At 44.8% G+C, this 19,683-nt stretch carries 17 protein-coding genes; 15 read left to right on the top strand and 2 right to left on the bottom strand.

What is annotated here, in order from left to right; genetic code table 11:
• The first annotated feature begins 113 nt into the window (after nt 1-113).
• From GFC30_RS14245 to GFC30_RS17550, 5 genes are all read left to right on the top strand, one after another.
• On the top strand, nt 114-1,445 hold the full coding sequence (locus GFC30_RS14245) for an IS4 family transposase (protein WP_066326530.1): 1,332 nt from the start codon (nt 114-116) through the stop codon (nt 1,443-1,445).
• Nucleotides 1,446-1,807: 362 nt separating this feature from the next.
• Nucleotides 1,808-2,086, top strand: a complete 279-nt coding sequence (tnpA, locus tag GFC30_RS17830) for an IS66 family insertion sequence element accessory protein TnpA (protein ID WP_238583557.1) — start codon at nt 1,808-1,810, stop codon at nt 2,084-2,086.
• On the top strand, nt 2,080-2,436 hold the full coding sequence (gene tnpB / locus GFC30_RS14235; protein WP_066322942.1) for an IS66 family insertion sequence element accessory protein TnpB: 357 nt from the start codon (nt 2,080-2,082) through the stop codon (nt 2,434-2,436). Before tnpA ends, tnpB begins: the two co-directional genes overlap by 7 nt.
• Before the next feature lie 113 nt (nt 2,437-2,549).
• Entirely contained in the window at nt 2,550-4,100 is a 1,551-nt protein-coding gene (gene tnpC / locus GFC30_RS14230) for an IS66 family transposase (protein WP_148660354.1), read from the top strand.
• Nucleotides 4,101-4,571: 471 nt separating this feature from the next.
• Nucleotides 4,572-6,131, top strand: a complete 1,560-nt coding sequence (locus tag GFC30_RS17550; RefSeq protein WP_238583522.1) for a polymorphic toxin type 15 domain-containing protein — start codon at nt 4,572-4,574, stop codon at nt 6,129-6,131.
• A 52-nt stretch (nt 6,132-6,183) separates the two neighbouring features.
• On the opposite strand, the gene tnpC (GFC30_RS14215) is transcribed toward GFC30_RS17550, so the two are convergent.
• On the bottom strand, nt 6,184-7,662 hold the full coding sequence (tnpC, locus tag GFC30_RS14215; protein ID WP_066321972.1) for an IS66 family transposase: 1,479 nt from the start codon (nt 7,660-7,662) through the stop codon (nt 6,184-6,186).
• A 310-nt stretch (nt 7,663-7,972) separates the two neighbouring features.
• Between tnpC (GFC30_RS14215) and GFC30_RS14210 the strand changes: the two genes are divergently transcribed.
• Nucleotides 7,973-9,154: an IS701 family transposase gene (locus GFC30_RS14210; RefSeq protein WP_066322703.1), complete on the top strand. Its 1,182-nt coding sequence runs from the start codon at nt 7,973-7,975 to the stop codon at nt 9,152-9,154.
• A gap of 327 nt (nt 9,155-9,481) precedes the next feature.
• Here GFC30_RS14210 and GFC30_RS14205 read toward each other — a convergent pair whose 3' ends face one another.
• The gene (locus tag GFC30_RS14205) at nt 9,482-9,967 is read right to left on the bottom strand and encodes a LiaI-LiaF-like domain-containing protein (protein WP_066326526.1); all 486 of its coding nucleotides are present in this window, start codon (nt 9,965-9,967) and stop codon (nt 9,482-9,484) included.
• Nucleotides 9,968-10,161: 194 nt separating this feature from the next.
• Between GFC30_RS14205 and hemA the strand changes: the two genes are divergently transcribed.
• From hemA to spoVID, 9 genes are all read left to right on the top strand, one after another.
• Complete coding sequence (gene hemA, locus GFC30_RS14200) at nt 10,162-11,493, top strand: glutamyl-tRNA reductase (protein WP_066326522.1); 1,332 nt, start codon at nt 10,162-10,164, stop codon at nt 11,491-11,493.
• A 13-nt stretch (nt 11,494-11,506) separates the two neighbouring features.
• On the top strand, nt 11,507-12,340 hold the full coding sequence (locus GFC30_RS14195) for a cytochrome C assembly family protein (RefSeq protein ID WP_066326519.1): 834 nt from the start codon (nt 11,507-11,509) through the stop codon (nt 12,338-12,340).
• 14 nt (nt 12,341-12,354) lie between these two features.
• Nucleotides 12,355-13,290 (top strand): hydroxymethylbilane synthase, encoded by a 936-nt coding sequence (gene hemC, locus GFC30_RS14190; protein ID WP_066327452.1) that lies wholly within the window; start codon nt 12,355-12,357, stop codon nt 13,288-13,290.
• A complete protein-coding gene (locus GFC30_RS14185; RefSeq protein WP_066326517.1) occupies nt 13,287-14,063 on the top strand; it encodes a uroporphyrinogen-III synthase in 777 nt (258 codons plus the stop codon). Before hemC ends, GFC30_RS14185 begins: the two co-directional genes overlap by 4 nt.
• A complete protein-coding gene (gene hemB, locus GFC30_RS14180) occupies nt 14,060-15,037 on the top strand; it encodes a porphobilinogen synthase (RefSeq protein WP_066326516.1) in 978 nt (325 codons plus the stop codon). Before GFC30_RS14185 ends, hemB begins: the two co-directional genes overlap by 4 nt.
• 13 nt (nt 15,038-15,050) lie before the next feature.
• The gene (gene hemL / locus GFC30_RS14175; RefSeq protein ID WP_066326515.1) at nt 15,051-16,337 is read left to right on the top strand and encodes a glutamate-1-semialdehyde 2,1-aminomutase; all 1,287 of its coding nucleotides are present in this window, start codon (nt 15,051-15,053) and stop codon (nt 16,335-16,337) included.
• A 225-nt stretch (nt 16,338-16,562) separates the two neighbouring features.
• On the top strand, nt 16,563-18,083 hold the full coding sequence (locus GFC30_RS17545; RefSeq protein WP_238583521.1) for a DNA/RNA non-specific endonuclease: 1,521 nt from the start codon (nt 16,563-16,565) through the stop codon (nt 18,081-18,083).
• 2 nt (nt 18,084-18,085) lie between these two features.
• The gene (locus tag GFC30_RS14165) at nt 18,086-18,496 is read left to right on the top strand and encodes an immunity protein YezG family protein (RefSeq protein ID WP_066326514.1); all 411 of its coding nucleotides are present in this window, start codon (nt 18,086-18,088) and stop codon (nt 18,494-18,496) included.
• A 229-nt stretch (nt 18,497-18,725) separates the two neighbouring features.
• Nucleotides 18,726-19,664 carry a stage VI sporulation protein D gene (gene spoVID / locus GFC30_RS14160; RefSeq protein WP_066327448.1) on the top strand — a complete coding sequence of 313 codons (939 nt, stop codon included), beginning with the start codon at nt 18,726-18,728 and terminating at the stop codon, nt 19,662-19,664.
• The last annotated feature ends 19 nt before the right edge of the window (nt 19,665-19,683 follow it).

Below are 19,683 nucleotides of genomic sequence, written 5' to 3'. Positions count from 1 at the left end.
GAGGTCGGGGGTTAATCACCATAGCCATCAAGTTAAGAAATTGGGCCTTTGTACACCGTTAAAAACATGGTATCCTTTCTAGCGAATACTCTTCGTTAGAAAGGATTTTTTCTATGGAAAATCAAATGCAAGCATGGATAAAAACCATCCGTCAACTTTTCTCGCCTGAGACATTGACTCATCTTGCTCAAGAAACGGGATTTATTCAGCGAAAACGAGCATTAACGGCAGAAGCATTTTTGACTCTTTGTGCATGGGGAGATGGCTCACTGGCTCAACAATCGCTCCAACGGTTATGTACGTCTCTCACACTCCGCCATGACTGTTCCCTGTCCAGTGAAGGATTGAATCAGCGGTTTACCGAGAGAGCCGTGGCGTTTTTGCGAGAAGTGTTTTTCCTTCTCCTCCAGCGACAACGCCCATTGCTTTGGTCCACCATCCAAACCTACCGGACGTGTTTTACTCGCTTGCGGATTTTGGACTCGACCAGTTTTTTGGTTCCTGCCGACTATGGGGAGGACTACCGAGGTTCCGTCTCATCAGGAGCAAAAATTCAGTTTGAATATGACTTGTTGTCTGGTGCCTGTCTTCAACTATGTGTTCAATCGGCTAATGACTCGGACGCCCGTTTTGCCTATCATGCCCAGCACACGATTTTGCCGAATGACCTATGTATTCGGGATTTAGGCTTTTTCTCCGTTGCCGCACTGGCCGAGATCGACGCCCACGGAGCGTATTATATTACTCGGCTCCGTTCCGATATGAAAGTGTATATCAAAGAGAATAGCCGGTGGAAGGAATGGGATTGGGAATCTCTTGGGAATCAATTAGAGGAAGGGGAATCCGTAGAAATGGAACATGTATACATCGGGCATGAGCGTTTGTATATCCCGCGCTTGATTTTTCGACGTCTGACGGAAGAAGAATGGCAAAAACGGATGGCGTATGTGCGAAAAAAGGAAAAAAGAAAAGGGAAGGCGCTGGCACGCCAAACCCTCGAACAAAAGAAATACCACATCTTACTGACTAATTTACCACAAGAGTCGTTTGATGGGCAACAGGTTTATGAGCTTTATTCCTTGCGGTGGCAAATTGAACTGTTGTTTAAAGAGTGGAAGTCCGTCTTTGATCTGGCGAAAGTCAAAAAGATGAAGAAAGAACGGTTCGAATGCCATATATATGGGACGTTGATTGCCATTTTGGTCACCCAGACCTTTCTGTTTCAAGCTCGAACGTATTGGCAACAAAAAGAAGGGATTCAAATCAGTGAACGGAAAGCACTAGATGTTCTCCAATCCTATTGGCAACAACTGCTTTTGCGCCTATCGAAGGAGGAAATCAGCCTTTCTTCTCTCCTCCTTCTATTGAGAAAACATGGAAGAAAGGATCGAAGGAAAGGGAAAGAAACGGCATTGGATCTCTTGATGAAATTGGATATTTATTAATTTTATTCATAAAAGTGCCAAATAACCCTCTTAAAGAGGGTTATTTGGCATGCCTAAAAAATGTGGTATTCTTTTTCTTCAGCCCATGATTACAAACGTTGCGTATGGATACAACGATGCCTAACACTAAACTTGACGGGTATGGGGTTAATCACCCCCCTCCTACTCGATTTTATGTGAAGTTAACCCGAGTTTGATAACGACTAGATAAATAAAGGGGCTAACCCTTTTTTCCTACGTAAGCGTCAAACTCTTCCCACCTAGTTTTGCCCCTACATCCGTGCCATAATTTCTTTAGAAATCTTAATTAAAGGAGTTTTGGTATGGACAAAAACGAATGAAGACGTGAATGGGAACAGCGTATTGCTGATTACAGGGCGAGTGGTCTCACCCAAGCAAAATGGTGTGAAAGGAATAGGTTAAAGGTTCACCAGCTGAAGTACTGGCTCAAACGGCTCGAAGGTTCCAACGCTACACCAAATCCCTCTACAAAATGGGCATCCGTTGTGATGGCAGATCCATCGATCCATGAAGAGGATTCCATCCAAGTAAAAATCGGCGAATGTTCGATCGAGGTGAAGCAAGGGTTTAACCCTTCGCTTTTTGCCGATGTGGTGAAGGTGTTGAAAACGTTATGTTAAATGCGGCCACGGTGACCCATGTGTACCTCGCCCGAGGGAGTACAGATTTGCGAAAATCCATCGACGGGTTGGCAGCCATCGTCCAAGAAGCATTCCAGCTTGATCCCTTTTCTTCTACCCTTTTTGTGTTCTGCAATCGTGGACGGGATAAATTGAAAATTCTTCATTGGGATCATAACGGATTTTGGCTATATTATCGCCGACTGGAACGTGGAACGTTTGATTGGCCTTCGGAGCACAGCTCGGAACCTTTACAAATTAGTCCACGCCAATTACGCTGGCTGCTCGATGGACTATCATTGAACCAGAAACAAGCCCATTCGGCAGTAACCGCAAAGAAAGTTATTTAAATAATAAAAATTCAGGGAATTCCGCTGTTTTATTGTATAATGAGAGTATGAAAAAAACAGCGAAATTCCCTCATTCCAATCTTACAACGGAAGATCTCCTCCAACGCTTGGAAATGCTAGAAAAGCAAAATGCAGAATTACAGGCGAAACTAAAAAAGCAACAGGAGTTGGAAGCGAAAGTAAAATGGTATGAAGAACAGCTTCGCCTTCTGCAGCACAAACGCTTTGGCGTTTCAAGTGAAAAAATCCATCCTGGTCAATTGGAACTATTCAACGAGGTAGAAAACGAATCGAACCTTGAGTTGCCGGAACCTACGTTGGAGTCCATTCGTTATCAGCGCCGTCGGAAAACACGCGGTCACCGCGAAGCGATGCTGGAAAACCTGCCGGTCGAAACGGTCGAATACCGTTTATCCGATGAAGAGCAGGTCTGTTCGTGTTGCGGTGGAACGCTACATGAAATGAGTACGGAAGTACGCCAAGAACTTGTCTATATTCCTGCGGAATTAAAAGTAGTGAAACACGTGCAATATGTCTATTCTTGTCGCCATTGTGAGCACCATGAGATCGAAACACCTATTCAAACAGCGCCTAGACCGAAATCCGTCATTCCGGGCAGTCTTGCCTCTCCTTCTATTTTGGCACATATTATGACGCAAAAATATGTAGAGGGACTCCCGTTATATCGCCAAGAAAAACAGTTTCAACGAATGGGCATGCCTCTTTCTCGACAAACCTTTGCCAATTGGATGGTAAAAGGAGCGGAACGATGGCTGAGTGTGCTGTATCATCGGATGCACGAACATCTTCTGGAGCTGGATATTATTCATGCCGATGAAACCACCCTTCAGGTTCTTCAGGAACCTGGAAGACCGGCTACTTCTACCTCCTATTTATGGCAGTATCAGACAGGAATAGAAGGGCCGCCTATCATCCTTTATGATTATCAGGAAACGAGAGCAGGGGAAAACCCAAAGAATTTCCTGAACGGTTTTCAAGGCTATTTGCAGGTGGATGGATACGCAGGATACCATCAAGTGCCAAACGTAACCTTGGTTGGTTGTTGGGCTCATGCGCGTAGAGGATTTACAGACGCCCTAAAATCCATGCCTGCCAATAGCGTGGCACCAGTGACCGCAACGGAAGGTCTGAATTTCTGTAATCAGCTGTTTGCGGTGGAACGTAAATTAAAAAAATTAGATCCTAAAGATCGGTATGAAGAACGTCTAAAGCAAAGCAAGCCTATCTTAGACGCTTTTTTGTCATGGCTGCAAAAGCAAAAACAGCACGTGTTGCCAAAGAGCGCATTAGGAAAAGCCGTTGCGTATTGTCTGAACCAATGGGATAAATTAGTGGCCTTTTTAGAGGATGGGCGACTGGAGATCGATAATAATCGCAGCGAACGCTCGATCAAATCGGTGGTCATCGGAAGGAAAAATTGGCTTTTCGCTAATACACCACAAGGTGCACGGGCAAGTGCCATCATCTACAGCATAGTGGAGACAGCGAAAGCGAATCAATTACATCCATATTATTACCTTCGCTATCTTTTTGAGAAGCTTCCCAATATGGATTTGTCAGACAAGAACGCATTGGATCAAATGCTTCCTTGGTCAACCACACTCCCTGTTTCATGTATTGCTTTTCAGCAGCTAACTAAATAATACCTCAAGCCCCGGCCTTCAAAAAGGTGGGGGCTATTTGACGTTTACTTTCCTACTTCAGGAGGAGCCTAGGATTTTCGAAGGAGATAGAGCCGCAAAGAGTTGTACTGGTCAGCCATCCGTTCGGTTCGTTGATAAAGATTGCCTTTTTTTGAAGGAAAATGTCCAAGTATGAAACGTTCGAATTCGTCTCGTACTTTCGTTCATGATTCATTGGGGGATCTTTACGGTTCGAATGAGCAAGAGAGCGGGTCAGTAGTACGTATGTATAAAAAATCAGGTACAACTTTTGGCGAAAATCGAAAAATGTTTGGGAATAGAACCAAAATTTTTATTGACAGAATTGATATTTTTTTTTTTTATTATTCAATCATCAACCAATCAAATGGAAAAGGGGGGGTATTTTCATCAATCATGGCTTAGCAACGAACGTTGTTCCAACAAAAGGACAGAGTCAAAGGAGCGGGGGAGATGTCTTTTTGGAGTTCATTAAGCAAATTAGGACATTTTGTCGAGAAAAAGGTAGAGCAGACGGTCAAACATGTTGCCAATGACGTCAAGAAAGTAGAGAAGACCATTCAACAAACCGTTCAGCAAGTAGAAAAGAAAGTCGAGCCAGTGGTGAAACAGGTCGTAAAGGATACGGTGCACATTAGCCAAAAGGCAAAGGAAGCTTTTCATCAAGCGGAAAAGAAAGCGGAACAAGTGGGAAAGCACGTCGCACATGATGTGAAACAAGTGGAGAAAGCGATTCAAAAAGTCGAAAAGAAAGTGGAACATGCCGCGAAACAAGCAGTGAAAGACACGGTACATATTAGTCAGAAGGCACGAGAAGCGTTCCATGAGGCGGAAAAGAAGACAGAGCAAGCTATAAAGCACGTCGCACATAATGTGAAACAAGCGGTATCCGAAGCGATCCATCCGATTGAACATAAGATAAAGCAAGAAATCAAAGATACGGAGAAAACGATCGAACGCAGTGCACATCAACTAGAAAAGAAAGCAGAGCATGTCGCCAAACAGGCGGTTCATGGTATAATCAATACAGGACAAAAAATCGAACAAACCGCTCGACAAGTAGCGAAGAACGCAGAAAAATCATGGCACGGATTGACGAAACACCCAATGGAAAGCACAGTGGAGTTTGTGAGAGGAGCGGGAGATGCGGCTTTACAGGATGTGACATACAATATGGCACACCGCCCTTATAACAGCCCGCACCCTGTCGCCTATGAATTGGGGAAAATGGCGGGACACGCTGTATCGACTGTAGCCGGGGCAATCGAAACAGCCGGGTTCACCGCTTTAGAAGCAGGCGGCATCGTCCTTAGCAGCACGGGAGTAGGAGCGGCTGTCGGAGCTCCAGCCACTGCCATCGCTGCTATGGGAGCCACTCATGGAGCCACTTTAGCGGCAACGGGAGGTTCCAACTTTGTCCAAAGCGCTAAAGAACTGTACCAGCGAATAAGTCGGGAAGAAGGTGTTTCGGGAAGAGTTGTTAAGAGGACGCCTGAAGCTACTCAGGGGACGGGTAAAGGTAAGGGAGTTAGTGACATCCCGAGAATTTCTGAAATTGAGATCAGCTTTAAAAGGAACCCGAAACACGATGCAGCAGAATTTGATAGGCAATTAAAAGCTCAAGAAGAAGGAATCAATTCTTTGACAGTTGATGAGTTTATAAAAAATCGAGATAGATATTCGAAAGATGGTAGGGCATTAGAAGGAAACGCAGCGCAGAAACTGGCTAGACAAGAGGCATTAAAAGAAAAAGTTTCGGAACTACGTAAGCAAGGATTATCTCGAGAAGAAGCGAAAAAACAAGCACAAGAATGGTTAAAAGGTCAAGCGGCGCTGCACAATCCAGATCAAATTGCAGGTGGAACCCCCCGTCATATTGGTGGAATGGGAGATAAGAAAATAAACTCATCAATTGGTTCTCAATGGAAATCTAGGATTAAAGATTTAGATAGAAAAATTAGAGATACTGCGGAAACAATGACTCAAGAAGGTATCCATTCAGCCCAATACTAGTGAGATTTTCAGAATCCAGCACCAATAGGGCATTTCCCGTATCGAAAATGCCCTAGGAGGAATGGAGAATCGTTTGAAGAGACTCCCCACTTAGAAGTCTTTGCAACGATTCCCAAGCCGGTTTCTCATGTTTTTGCAGGGTAGAAATGACGCTGCGAATGACACAGAAAGCCTCGGCATCGTCTTCCTGACGAAACGTTCCGGAAATTTTTTGTTTGACTTTCACCATCCGCAAATCACGCTCGGCTTGGTTGTTGTCAAACGGCACTTCTTTCTTTCGCAGGAAGAGAAGCGCTTCTTGCTTGCGCTTTTCTAGACGCTGGATGAAATTCTGCGCGTTGCGGACGCCTTCATGCTTGCCTTGTCGGCAACGCTCCTCGAGTTCTCGGCGACCATTCGCTAGAAGCTCGTCGTACACGGCTTCCCAATACCGGACTTCCTCCTCCGGTAGAGCTCCGCCCGCGTTCTCCACCGCCTGTTTCATCTTCAACAGCGCTTCGCTCATCTCTTTCGACCATGAATGGCCGTAAAGTTCTGTATATGCCCGAAGCTCCCGGAGATGATGGGCGTGGCAAAGGGCATGGCTCGCCTCTGTGTACATCGGGTACACCGAATACGCATCGTGTACCATCGTTCCTTTGTACCGTGGCAAGATCCCGATGTCGTCCGTCGCTTGCTTTCCACGGGAACGATGAAGCCCGTATCGGGTGACCTTGGCAGTGGAAGCCACATGCACCCATTGGTTCTTTCTGTTCACACGCAGGCTCGTTTCATCGACGTGCAACGTCTTGGAAGCTAGCAACGCCGCTTCGATCTCTTCGAGCGCTGCTTTGAACACAGGGAGCCATCGTCTCGTCATGTTCACGACTGTGCCTGCACTGATCGAATGGTCCACTAGCGCTTTGACCATCTCCGTGACACGCTCGCACGGGATCAACTGCGCATGATTCCAGTATAAAACAAGGGAAGTGATGGCTGGTCCGTACTGGACATGATTCGTGACATAAAAAGGGAACTCTGCCTGCTGGACGAGATGACATTTCGGACACCCCTTCACTTCCCGTTCGTGTTGAGTCACTTCCATTCGAACCACTGGGAGGTCGAACACTTGGCGAATGTCTACTTGAAGCGGAGCAACATGTTCTAAAGAGTGACCACATCCTTTGCATTTGGTCACGCGGTGAAGGACTCGATGGTCAGGATTCGGTACTTGGCGGAGCGTCGTTCCTCGATGCCCTAGTTGCCCTCCCGGCTGTTTCTCCGACGGTTGGCGAGAAGGAGATTTCGCCACAAACCGGTCAGAAGACGGCGGCAAATGGCTATTGGTACTGTTTTTTTTCGTGCGGGCTTCTAATTCTGCAATACGTGCTTTCAATTTTTGATTTTCTTGACGAAGTTGCTGGTTTTCTTGTCTTAATTGTTCGTTTTCTTTGATGAGTTTTTCGATGGTTTGTGCTTGGCGCTCAATTTTTGCGACCATGCTTTCGAGTGTGAAGACCGCTTGTTGGAAATCAAAAACAACGTTTGCCATCGTGTTCACCTCCCTTGTCTTGGATGGTGCTAGTATAGACAAGGGGAGCAGAAATAAACCCGATCTCGTAAACTTTTTCTATGTAATGGCTGAACAGTTACTCAAGAAGAAAGAGAGTCGACCTTTTTAAATATTAAACTAAAACATTGAGGTGACTTGTATGGGAGATACCCAAAATATATTTAATCATCTGTAGATGAGCAAAATCGATAACATAAATTTACATTGAGACAAAAAAGAAGACATGAACCCGATTCCTTGGTTAGAATAGATGTGCTACCAACCATTCACACAAGGAGGTTCATGTCTCATGAATAGATTAGCACATCATCAAGGAATCCACAAGTTTTTCACGACGTTGGGGTTGGCGCTTTATTTCTCGAAACCTGTGATGAAGCATCTCGTTCATATCGTGGATGCGATGGTGACGAAAGGTTTTTCGGGAACGTTGACCGATCTACATCATGGGAGTTTTCATCCGAACCATCGCACGACACTGAGCCATTTTTTCACGAAAAGTCCGTGGGATGAAGAGACATTGCTCCGCAAACTCCAGCAGTGGATGCTTCATCGTGTCGAACGCATCGCCAAACAGAAGAATCAACCCATTTTTGTTTCCATCGATGATACGATTTGCCAAAAAACGAAGCCTTCGTCACGGGCAACATGCGCTATTCAAGGGTGTGATTGGCATTATTCTCACACAGAGAAAAAATCGATTTGGGGGCATTCTCTCGTTTGGCTCATGGTTCATACGATGACTCAAGCGTTTCCGTTTGCTTTTCGCCCCTACGACAAGGAGGCTGGAAAAAGCAAAGGAAAACTCGCGATTGAGATGCTTTCTTCTTTGGATGTGAGTCGTCCTGTTTATGTACTGATGGACTCTTGGTATCCATCGAAAGCACTCGTGGAAGCCTGCTTGAAAAAAGGGTTCCACGTCATCGCGATGCTTAAGACGAACCGGATTCTCTATCCGAAAGGCATCGCCATCCAAGCCAAACAGTTTGCCCGCTATCTCGAACCGAATGACACCCGCCTCGTCACGGTGGGAGAAGAGCGCTATCGCGTCTATCGTTACGAAGGAGCGCTCAACGGTCTCGATGATGCGGTGGTGCTACTTGTTTGGAAAGCCGATCAACCGATGACACCGGAACATCTTCATTGCGTCTTGAGCACCGATTGGGAGCTAAGCGACGAAGACATCTTGCGCTACTATGCCGAGCGTTGGTCGATCGAATGTTTTTTCCGTCAAGCGAAAGACCAGCTGAAACTCGATGGGTACCGCGTTCGTCATCATCGAGCGGTGAAACGTTACTGGATCTTGGTGCAGCTTGCTTACGTGTACAGCCTATTCGAGTCTAACAGCGATTTTTCGGATGGGCTCGATCTCCTGCGCAAGAGAAAAGGACATAGCCTCGTGGAGTTCATTTACCATGCAGCGAAACAAAATATTCCCATTGATACCGTGAAAAAACAGCTCCACGTGGCATAAGGGGTACCCTGTTTGTCTCTTTTACATGGTAATTATTGTAATTTAAATTGCTCAACTACAGTATATAAGTTTAAAGATTTACAATTGAACACACAAACGATCGATCGTTTGTTCTGATTTTTGGTTGATTCTTGTAAATTAGCACATTATTTCGGAATCCATTTTTCAAATTATTTCAGACGGGTTCGGGAATAATGTGTGATTTTTTGCGGATTACTCATGTTTCTCACCTCGGCAAGGCAGAATGAGACGATTTTTTGTTCAAAAAAAGTGGTCCCAAAGCGAACGATATGCGAACACTTTTGGGACATCCTCTTTTTGTATCAACTACTTCTTTTTCGTCCATAATATGTATACACCGAACAAAATGAAGGCGAGTGGCCAAAATTTCCAAATGAAAGAAATACTCGTTTCGATAATATGAAACACGTGGGCAAATCGTTCGGAAAACAGTATGACAAACGATAGTGCAAAAAATAACACGCTTTGCATAAGTCCTGTTTTCATTTTTCGTGCACTGAGTAAAAATGCGAGGGCGACGATCAAAAAGAAGACGCCGATTTCGTTTGGCCACCCTCTCCAAAGTTGAACGAGTATAAACTGAAGACCAAATCCAAACAGTAGCGTTCCCGAAAAGAGATGTTGGTATTCACGGGCAGAGTATGCTTGTGCGAGCAAAGCCGCTCCGAAAATGATGAACAATGCTGGCCATCCTTGGAAAAATTTAAAAAAAGGAAGCGAAAACTGACCGGCGAAAAAATACAATCCTAAGCCAATTAACACAATTCCGGAAAACATCCCATTCTTTTTCACTCGTTTCTCCCCATTTCTACTATGAACTATGCTTGATAGAAGGTGTGTTTTTATGGTACATATGAAAAGAACTCTGTCTAAAAGTTTATCACATAGGTTCAAATTGTGTTCACATTTTTTTCGTTATGTTGCACATATACATGCTATAATATAGTGAGATGATTATGTACTTTTGATTGAGGGGGTATAGGGAAGTGCATATTGTTGTCGTTGGCGTGAACTATAAAACCGCCCCTGTCGAAATTCGTGAAAAGTTGACATTTAGCGAATCGGAATTGGTCGAAGCGATGAAAGCGTTACAGCAACAAAAAAGCATTTTAGAAAATGTCATTCTTTCAACATGTAATCGTACAGAAATTTATGCTGTCGTCGACCAAGTGCACACTGGGCGTTATTATATAAAAACATTCTTAGCCGATTGGTTTCATATTGAGAAAGACGTGCTTGCACCGTATTTAAAAATTTTCGAGAACGAAGCAGCGATCGAGCATTTATTCCGCGTTGCCTGTGGCCTTGATTCGATGATTTTAGGCGAAACGCAAATTTTAGGGCAAGTGCGCGCAAGCTATCTTTTAGCACAAGAAGAAAACACAATTGGCACGGTATTTAAACAGCTATTTAAGCAAGCGGTGACGTTAGCGAAAAGGGCACACGCAGAAACAGAAATCGGCTCAAACGCCGTATCGGTTAGCTATGCAGCGGTGGAACTAGCGAAAAAGATTTTTGGTGATTTATCATCGAAGCATGTGTTAGTGCTCGGCGCTGGGAAAATGGGAGAGTTAGCGCTACAAAATCTTTACGGCACCGGTGTGAAAAAAGTAACGGTCATCAACCGGACGTTTGAAAAGGCGCAACATTTAGCGGAGAAATTTTCTGGAAACGCAAAATCGTTGGCGGAACTGCAATGCGCCCTCGTGGAAGCCGATATTTTAATTAGCTCAACAGGCGCAAAAGATTACGTCATTACCAAAGAGATGATGACGAACGTGGAAAAAATGCGAAAAGGTCGTCCGCTGTTTATGGTCGATATCGCCGTTCCACGCGATTTAGACCCAGCGCTTAGCGAGCTTGAAAGCGTCTTTTTATATGACATTGATGATTTAGAAGGCATCGTGCAAGCGAATTTAGCGGAACGGAAAAAAGCAGCCGAACAAATCGAAATCATGATTGAAGCAGAATTAGTCGAGTTTCAGCAATGGCTTCATACGCTTGGCGTCGTTCCGGTACTTGCTGCCCTTCGTGAAAAAGCGTTAGCAATTCAGGCGGAAACGATGCAAAGCCTCGAACGGAAATTGCCGCATTTATCGGAGCGTGACCGAAAAGTGATAAGCAAACATACGAAAAGCATTATTAACCAGCTACTCCGTGACCCCATTTTGCGGGCGAAAGAATTAGCGGCAGAGCCAAATGCCGAAGAAGCGCTTCAATTGTTTGCAAAAATTTTCAATATTGAAGAGGCGCTACAAACGTCTCAGCCAGCGAAAAAGGATGGCAAGCAGTCGGTTGTCCCATCTCTACAGTCATAAAGAGAGGATGCGAATGACGGGGATGAACTTTGCACGGTTGTACGAGCTATCGGTGCTATTATATGCACTATCTGTTTCCCTTTATTTCATAGATTTTTTGCACCATAACCGGAAGGCAAACCGCATCGCCTTCTGGTTACTTTCTATTGTCTGGATTTTCCAGACAACTTTTTTCTTGTTTCGCATGATTGAAACGAAGCGATTTCCGATTTTGACAATGGCAGAAGGGCTTTACTTTTACGTTTGGGTGCTTATTACGCTGTCACTTGTCATTAACCGGTTGTTGCGCGTTGATTTTATCGTGTTTTTTACGAACGTGCTCGCCTTTTTTATGCTTGCATTGCATACGTTTGCTCCTGCTCATTACCAATCGGGAGCAACAGCGGAAAAGCTTATTTCCGAACTACTCATCATCCATATTACGATGGCGATGTTAGCTTACGGGGCGTTTTCCCTTTCGTTTGTGTTTTCGGTATTGTATATGATTCAATACCACTTATTGAAACAAAAAAAATGGGGGAAACGGTTATGGCGAATGACTGATTTAACCAAATTAGAGGAAATGTCGTACGTTTTAAATTTAATCGGATTGCCTATGTTGTTATTAGGGCTCATTCTTGGCGTGATTTGGGCTTATATCAAAATTGAGCATTTCCATTGGTATGATGCGAAAGTGTTAGGATCGTTTTCTGTATTGGCTGTTTATAGTGTGTATTTTTACAGGCGAATTGTGCAAGGGATGCACGGAAAAGCGATGGCGCTTTGGAACATCGGCTCGTTTTTATTTTTGCTTGTCAATTTTTTCTTATTTGGTAGCTTGTCAAAATTTCACTTATGGTATTCATAATGGAGGAAGAAGCAATGCGAAAAATTATTGTCGGTTCGAGGCGAAGCAAGTTAGCTTTGACGCAAACTAATTGGGTCATTACAAAATTGAAAGAACTTGGGGCACCGTTTGAGTTTGAAGTAAAAGAAATTGTGACAAAAGGTGATCAGATTTTAAACGTCACGTTATCAAAAGTGGGCGGAAAAGGATTGTTTGTCAAAGAAATTGAGCAAGCGATGCTTCATGAAGAAATTGATATGGCCGTCCATAGCATGAAAGATATGCCAGCTGTGCTGCCGGAAGGGCTGATGATTGGTTGTGTGCCGAAACGAGAAGACCACCGCGATGTGCTCATTAGCAAAGCGCGCGTTTCGTTTGCGGAGCTTCCGAGCGGGGCGGTCATTGGAACGAGCAGTTTGCGCCGTTCTGCGCAACTGTTAGCGAAACGCCGAGATTTGGAGGTTAAATGGATTCGCGGCAATATTGACACAAGGTTGGCGAAATTAGAAAACGACGATTATGATGCAATCATTCTGGCAGCGGCTGGGTTGCGACGAATGGGATGGGCAGAAGAAACAATCACGGAATATTTGTCGACGGAAGTTTGTTTGCCGGCTGTTGGACAAGGAGCGCTCGCAATTGAATGCCGTGAGGAAGACGCGGAACTGTTACAATGGCTGCGAGTGTTAAACGACTGCGAAACGGAGCGGGCGGTATTGGCGGAACGCACCTTTTTGCAGCGCATGGAAGGTGGCTGCCAAGTGCCGATTGCTGGCTATGCGTATGTGAATGAAAAAGACGAAGTTGTTTTTACAGGACTCGTTGCTTCTCCGGACGGAACAGAGTGCTACAAAGAAACCGCTATCGGTACAGATGCTGAACAAATTGGCAAAACAGTAGCGGATCGTCTCGTTCAGCTCGGCGCAAAAGCGTTGATCGACCGGGTTAAAAAGGAGTTTGGTGCGCAATGAAGCATCTTCCGTTATCGGGCAAAACGGTGCTGGTGACAAGAGAAAAAGAGCAGGCAAGGGCGTTTTCCGAACAGCTGAAAAAAGCAGGGGCAATCCCGCTAGAAATTCCGCTTATTTCTGTTTCAGCGGTGTCGGAAACAAAGGAAATCAAGGAATGTGTTCGCCACTTGTCTCGCTACGACTGGCTCGTGTTTACGAGCGCCAACGGGGTACGTTTTTTCTTTACATTTATTAGGGACACAATGCCGCTGCCGAATGTTGCGGTTGTCGGAAAAAAAACGGCAACCGCTTTAGAAAAACGAGGGATAACGCCTTCTGTCGTTCCTGATGAATTTATCGCAGAAGGATTGGCAGAAGCGATGAAATCGCTCGTGAAGCCGAATGACCGTGTGTTGTTAGTGAAAGGAAATTTGGCGCGCCCCGCATTGAAAGAATCGCTTGTTCATTTAGGTGCAGACGTGACCGACCTAGTCGTGTATGAAACGAAAATGAATGATAGCAGCAAAGCGCAGTTGCTTGATTTATTAAAAAAGAACGCCATCGACATACTTACATTTACAAGCCCGTCCACGGTCGAAAGTTTTATGAACGTAATGAATGAAATCAAATGGGAGCCGCTATTGGCGCATTGTGTCATTGCTTGCATTGGTCCAGTGACGAAACAAGCGGCTGAAAACGTTGGCTTAATGGTACATATTTGCCCAGAACAATATACAATTGATGGTATGATAAAAGCGATGGAAACATTTTTTCAGATGGAGGGAAAACAATGAACAAATGGCAATTTGACCGCCACCGCCGGTTACGGCAAAGCGCGAACTTACGCGCCATGGTACGCGAAACACATCTTCACGTTGACGATTTCATTTATCCGATTTTTGTCATCGAAGGAGAAAATGTCAAGCAGGAAATTCCGTCCATGCCGGGTATTTACCAGTTTTCGCTTGACCGTCTGAACGAAGAAGTAGAAGAAGCGGTTCGTCTTGGCATTAAGTCGGTCATCGTTTTCGGTATCCCAGTGGAAAAAGATGAAGTCGGTTCACAAGCATACTGCGAGCATGGCATCGTCCAACAAGCGATTCGGCAAATTAAGCAAACGTATCCAGAGCTTGTCGTGATTGCAGATACATGTTTATGCGAATATACGAGCCACGGTCATTGCGGCGTCGTCGAAAACGAGCAAGTATTGAACGATCCGTCGCTTGAACTGCTTGTAAAAACAGCGGTAAGCCAAGCGAAAGCAGGGGCGGATATTATCGCACCTTCTAATATGATGGACGGCTTTGTGGTGGCGATCCGCCAAGGGTTAGACGAAGCGGGATTTACGCATGTGCCGATTATGTCTTACGCTGTAAAATATGCTTCCGCTTTTTATGGGCCGTTTCGCGATGCCGCGAATAGCGCGCCACAGTTTGGCGACCGAAAAACGTACCAAATGGACCCAGCTAACCGGTTAGAAGCGTTTCGCGAAGCAGAATCCGATGTGCGCGAAGGGGCGGATTTTATTATGGTAAAACCAGCGCTTGCGTATTTAGACATTATTCGTGACATGAAAAACCATTTCCATCTTCCGATTGTCGCTTACAATGTAAGCGGAGAGTATGCCATGGTAAAAGCAGCGGCACAAAATGGTTGGGTAAACGAAAAGCAAATCGTGATGGAAATGTTAATGGGCATGAAACGGGCAGGAGCGGATTTAATTTTAACGTACTTTGCCAAAGACGTTGCTCGATGGCTACAAGAATAGGAGGGGGATTTCGATGCGATACGAGCGTTCGAAACAAGCATATCAAGAAGCTGTTCGGTTGTTGCCGGGCGGGGTAAACAGCCCGGTTCGCGCGTTTAAATCGGTCAAAATGGATCCGATTTTTATGGCGCGCGGCAAGGGGTCGAAAATTTACGATATTGACGGTAATGAATATATTGATTACGTGTTGTCGTGGGGACCGCTTATTTTAGGGCATGCGAACGAGCGCGTCGTCGCAGCACTACAAAAAGTCGCAGAAAACGGAACGAGCTTTGGGGCTCCGACGCTTATTGAAAACGAGCTAGCGAAGCTTGTCATTGAGCGGGTACCGTCGATTGAGATGGTACGGATGGTCAATTCCGGCACGGAAGCGACGATGAGCGCATTGCGCCTAGCGCGTGGCTATACAGGACGAAGCAAAATTCTCAAATTTGAAGGCTGTTATCATGGGCATGGCGATTCGTTGCTCATTAAAGCCGGCTCAGGGGTGGCGACGCTCGGCTTGCCGGATAGTCCTGGCGTTCCAGAATCGGTGGCGCAACATACGATTACCGTTCCCTACAACGATTTAGAAAGCGTCAAATATGCGTTTGCGCAGTTTGGTGAAGATATTGCCGCGGTCATTGTTGAGCCGGTCGCTGGCAATATGGGCGTTGTTCCGCCGCTTCCAGGATTTTTACAAGGACTTCGCGACATTACGAACGAATATGGGGCGCTGTTGATTTTTGATGAGGTAATGACCGGCTTCCGCGTCGATTATCATTGTGCCCAAGGTTATTTCGGAGTGACGCCTGACTTGACATGTCTTGGAAAAGTGATTGGTGGAGGTCTTCCAGTTGGGGCGTACGGCGGAAGAGCAGACATTATGGAGCGCATTGCGCCAAGCGGTCCCATTTATCAAGCAGGTACATTATCAGGCAATCCACTAGCGATGACGGCTGGCTATGAAACCCTTATCCAATTGATGCCGGAAACGTACGAACAGTTCCGGAAAAAAGCGGATCGGCTTGAAGAAGGATTGCGCCAAGCGGCGGAAAAATACGGCATTCCGCATACCGTCACCCGCGCTGGTTCGATGCTCGGCTTCTTCTTTACAAACGAAGACGTCATCAACTATGAAAAAGCGAAAACATCGGATGTAGAGATGTTTGCGGCTTATTACCGCGAAATGGCGGAACAAGGCATCTTCTTGCCGCCATCGCAATTTGAAGGCATGTTTTTATCGACCGAGCATACGGATGAAGACATCGAAAAAACGATCGAAGCAGCAGAAAAAGCGTTTGCGAAACTAATGTCTTAAAAGGGATGCTAACGTTTACAAGAAGCAGAGAGCCTAAGTTGCTCTCTGTTTTTTTTTATGAAAAATATAGGGGAATAGAACAAAATTTTCATTGACAGAATTGATATTTTTTTATTAGTCAATCATCATCCAATGATGTGGGGAAGGAGTGGTATTTTTCATTGATTATGGCTTAGCAACGAACGTTGTTTTAAACAAAAGGACAGAGTCAAAGGAGCGGGGGAGATGTCTTTTTGGAGTTCATTAAGCAAATTAGGACATATGGTCGAGAAAAAGGTAGAACAGACGGTAAAGCATGTCGCCAATGACGTCAAAAAAGTAGAGAAGACCATTCAACAAGCCGTTCAGCAAGTAGAAAAGAAAGTCGAGCCAGTGGGGAAACAGGTCGTAAAGGATACGGTGCACATTAGCCAAAAGGCAAAGGAAGCTTTTCATCAAGCGGAAAAGAAAGCGGAACAAGCGGTAAAGCACGTTGCCCACGAGGTGAAACAAGCGGAGAAAGCGGTTCAAAAGATCGAAAAGAAAGTGGAACGTGCCGCGAAACAAGCAGTGAAAGATACGGTACATATTAGCGAGAAGGCACAAAAAGCGTTTCACGAGGCGGAAAAGAAGACGGAGCAAGCGGTAAAGCACGTCGTTCACGATGTGAAAAAAGCTGTGTCCGAAGCGGTTCATCCGATCGGACATAAGATAAGGCAAGAGATCAAAGATACGGAGAAAACGATCGAACGCGGTGCACATCAACTAGAAAAGAAAGCAGAGCATGTCACCAAGCAGGCTGTTCATGGTATAATCAATGCAGGACAAAACGCCGAGCGAACGGTTCGGCAAGTAGGAAAAAACATCGAAAAATCAATCCACGAGTTTTCAAAACACCCGATCGACAGCACGATAGAGTTTGTTAGAGGCGCAGGCGATGCGGCGTTGGCGGATGTAACATTTAATGCTGTGCAACAACGATTTTACGATAGCAAACACCCCGTCGCATACGAAGCAGGTCAGATGGTAGGGCATGCGGTATGGACGATAGGTGGGATGAAAGTAACCGAGATATCCTCTGTGATCGGAGCAGGTGGAGCAGTAGTTAGTTTGAGCGGAGGTGGAGCGTTTGCTGGGGTTCCTGCAATGGCTGCTGGTGCTGCAGGAATGACTGTTGGAGGAGTGATGATGAAAACAGGAATCACAAACTTCTCCAAAAGTGCAAGCGATTTGTCCCAGCAACTAAGTCGGAGTGAAGGTGTTTCGGAGAAAGCTTCCAAGGGGATAGAGAATATTAAATATGGTGAACAATACACAAGGATTAATCGTAAAAAGGCGTTAAAGCCAAATATAGAGTACGCAACAAAAGAAGGATATAGATATACTACGGATGATAGGGGGCGTATTTCTAGCGTTGAAGCTAAATTAGAGTTAGGAAAAGCCGACCGAAATTCATACGCTCAAAAAGTAGTAGGAAGGGAAGATAGATTACCAAACGATGAGGGTGGTCATTTAATAGCAAGTATATTTAAAGGGTCTGGCGATATTGATAACTTAGTACCAATGAATGCTACGCTAAATAGGAGTGAGTATAAATCATTAGAAAACACATGGAAAAAGGCGTTAGAAGAGGGGAAAACGGTTGAAGTAAAAATTGAACCTATTTATAAGGGAGATTCTTCGCGTCCTGCTAAATTCGAAGTGGAATACAGGATTGACGGAAAGAAATACGAAGTTACCTTAACTAATTATGCAGGAGGTAAATAGATTTGGAAACTAAACAAATGGAAGTATTATACCAAAAAATTGCGAATATCTTAATTGATATGATTCCAGAAGACTGGGAAAAAATATTGCTGTACGCTGAAGTTAGGGAAGGATTTTCTCAAGTATATTTTTATTACTATCCAGTAAATAGAGCAGAGCCTGTATATAGCTTAGATATCCCGGATATTTTTCAAGTAGACAAACGTTTTTATAAAGAGTTAAAGCGAGAGCTCTATGAATGTTTTGAAGAACTCTGGAATGAGTTCAGAGTGCAAAATCAAGAACCATGGACAAATTTAACTTACATTTTGGATAACACAGGTCGAATGAGAATCAACTACGGATATGATGATCTTTCAGAAATGAGCCCTGTAGAAAAACAAGAAAAGTGGGAAAATGAATATTTAAATTAAAGAACATGGTAGGATACATTCCTGTCACCGTTGACGAGCATACGGATGAAGACATCGAAAAAACGATCGAAGCAGCAGAAAAAGCGTTTGCGAAGCTAAAGGGATAATGAATGATGGCCATGTGCAATGTGCGCATGGTCATTTTTTATTCATATTCTGTTTCCGCCGCTCATACATTGATAATGCCATTGAAAAGTTTGGCCGAAAAGGGCGGAAGGAGGAGGCTTGCTTGGAGCAATCATATTTACGTTTTTCACTCGAAGAGTCGATTTGGTTTAAAAGGGGACAGGAAGTGGCGGAATTTCTCTCAGTTTCATTAGATCCGGTCATTTCCGTTGACGAATACGAGCATTATATTACGATTCGCGGGGCGTTAGAATTAAGTGGCGAATATCGCATGACGAATGAAGATGGGGAGGATGCGGATCTTTACGATTTTAGCACACGCCGGTTCGTCCAACGGATTACGACGCGTGAAGATGGAGTGAGTGAGCTATTTCATCGCTTCCCTGTCGATATTACGATTCCGAAAAACCGCATTTTTTGTTTAGACGATGTGTATGTCACGGTCGAATCGTTTGATTACGATTTAGGTAGCGACGGTCGGCTCTCGCTTGTTGCGGATATTTCGATTAGCGGTATTTTAGAAGAAGAAGCAGAGGAAACATCATCATGGTTTGAGCCGTTTGAAGCAGTCGCTCGCAAAGAATGGTACGAACAAGAAGTGGAAGTGGGCGATCGGACAGAACAAACGGAAGAAAGCGAGATTGTTTCCGAAGAAAAGGAACATGCCGAACACGCGCTACGTGCACGAACGACCGACGAGCGGAACGAAACTAGCAATGTTGGCGAGGAAGTAGTACATGAACAAGAAGCGAAAGTATCGATCGGAACATCGCCGAAACAAGCAGCTGAACAGGAAGAAGAAAACAAAAAGCCGCGCAAGGAAAATGCGCTTTATTTAACGAGCTTATTTAAAGAACAAGGAGAAGATTTTTCAAGAATGAAAATTTGCATTGTCCAACAAGGCGATTCAATGGACAAGATTGCAAAACGGTACGACATTTCGATTCAACAACTATTGCGAGCCAATCATCTCGAACACGAGACCGATTTATCCGAAGGACAATTGCTCTATATTCCGATTCCGGCTAACCAACGCGCTTAAAAGGGTACACTCCCACTTT

The organism is Anoxybacillus amylolyticus (assembly GCF_001634285.1).
Classification (GTDB): Bacteria; Bacillota; Bacilli; order Bacillales; family Anoxybacillaceae; genus Anoxybacteroides; species Anoxybacteroides amylolyticum.
This window is presented reverse-complemented; position numbering and strand designations above follow the sequence as displayed.